This window comes from Spirillospora sp. NPDC049652 (assembly GCF_040675125.1).
Classification (GTDB): Bacteria; Actinomycetota; Actinomycetes; order Streptosporangiales; family Streptosporangiaceae; genus Spirillospora.
Genome location: NZ_JBFAOF010001150.1, coordinates 1 through 2,021, shown reverse-complemented (window position 1 = coordinate 2,021; position 2,021 = coordinate 1). Strand labels below are relative to the sequence as shown.

Genomic DNA, 2,021 nt, shown 5'->3' with positions numbered 1-2,021 from the left:
GGGCGGGTTCGGCCCCGGACTGGACGCCCCTGCCGGTGCAGTACGCCGACTACGCGCTCTGGCAGCGGGACGTCCTCGGCGACCTGGACGACCCCGACAGCCTGATCTCCGCGCAGCTCGGCCACTGGCGCGAGGCGCTGGCAGGAGCCCCCGAGGAACTCCCGCTGCCCGTGGACCGGCCCCGGCCCGCGACCCCGTCCTTCCGCGGCGGGCACGTGCCCCTGGAGACCGGTGCGGCGGTTCATGCCGGTCTGGTCCAGGTGGCGCAGCGGCACGGCGTGACGATGTTCATGGTGGTGCAGGCCGCGTTGGCGGCGGTGCTGTCCCGCCTGGGCGGCGGCACGGACGTCCCGCTCGGAACGGCCGTCGCGGGTCGCGGCGACGCGGCGCTGGAGGGCCTGGCGGGCTTCTTCTTGAACACCCTCGTCCTGCGGACGGACGTGGCCGGTGACCCGTCGTTCGCGGAGCTGCTCGGCCGCGTCCGCGAGACCGACCTGCGCGCGTTCGCCCACCAGGACCTGCCGTTCGAGCGGCTGGTGGAGGACCTGAACCCGGTCCGCTCCCTCTCGCGGCACCCGCTGTTCCAGGTGACGCTCAACCTGCAGGGCACCACGCAGATCGAACCGCGGTGGAACCTGCCCGGCGTCGCCGTCCGCCCGGTGCACAGCGACGCCGCCATGGCCGCCCGTTTCGACCTGGCCTTCGAACTGGGGGAACGCCGCGACGAGGACGGCGCCCCGGCCGGGCTCGGAGGCGTGATCGAGTTCGCCGCCGACCTGTTCGACGAGAGGACGGTCCGCGGGATCGCCGACCGGTTCGTCCGGGTGCTGGCGCAGGTGGCCGCCGACCCGAAACAGCGGGTCAGCGAGCTGGAGGTGCTCTCGGGGGACGAGCGGAACCGTCTGGTCACCGACTGGAACGACACCACCCGGGGCGTCGCGGCCGGTTCCGTGCCGCAGCTGTTCGCGGCGCAGGTGGCGCGGACTCCCGAGGCGGTGGCGGTGGAGTTCGGCGACGTGCACTGGACGTACGCCGAGCTGGACGCACGCGCGAACCGGGTGGCGTGCACCTTGGTCGAGCGCGGCGTGGGCCGCGAGGACGTCGTGGCCATCCGCTTGGAGCGTTCGGCGGATCTGGTCGCGGTGATCCTGGGGGCGCTGAAGGCGGGTGCGGCCTATCTGCCGATCGATCCGTCCTATCCGTCCGAGCGGATCGCGTTCATGCTCGCCGACTCGGAGCCGTCCCTGGTGGTGGACGAGCGGTTCCTCACGTCCCTGAGCGACGACGACACCCCGGTCGACCTGCGGATACCCCTCGGGCAACTGGCCTATGTGATCTACACGTCCGGCTCGACCGGCAAGCCCAAGGGCGTGGGCGTCTCGCACCGGGGTGTGGCGAGCCTGGCGGCCTGGCAGAGGGACCGTTTCGGCGTCCGGCCGGGTTCGCGGGTGGCGCAGATGGCCGCGTTGGGCTTCGACGCGGCGTTCTGGGAGCTGTGCATGGCGCTCCTGTCGGGTGCGACGCTGTTGCTGGCCGAGCCGGATCGGATGCCGCCTCGGGGCCGGTTCGATGACCTGCTGGCGGATCTGGGCGTGACGCACGCGACGGTGCCCCCGTCGTTGCTGGCCACGGTGGAGAATTTGCCGGACAGTCTGGTGAACCTGGTCGTCGCCGGCGAGGCATGCCCGCCCGGCCTGGTCGAGCGTTGGGCTCCGGGCCGTCGGATGTTCAATGCCTACGGTCCGACCGAGTCGACGGTGTGCGCCACGATGAGCGACGTGCTGGTGCCGGACGAGCCGGTGACCATCGGCGGCCCGATCTGGAACACGGCCGTGTACGTCCTGGACGAGGCGCTACGGCCGGTGCCGCCTGGTGTGACGGGGGAGCTGTACATCGCCGGCCCGAGCCTGGCTCGCGGCTACATCGGCAGAACGGCGCTGACCGCAGAACGGTTCGTGGCCTGCCCCTTCGTCCCCGGAACGCGCATGTACCGCACCGGAGACATGGTCCGCTGGACGTCC

At 72.2% G+C, this 2,021-nt stretch carries 1 protein-coding gene; it reads left to right on the top strand.

Annotated elements, in window-relative coordinates:
- Positions 1–2,021: non-ribosomal peptide synthetase (locus AB0J52_RS37950; protein ID WP_500187828.1), on the top strand; the 2,021-nt coding region annotated here is incomplete at both ends.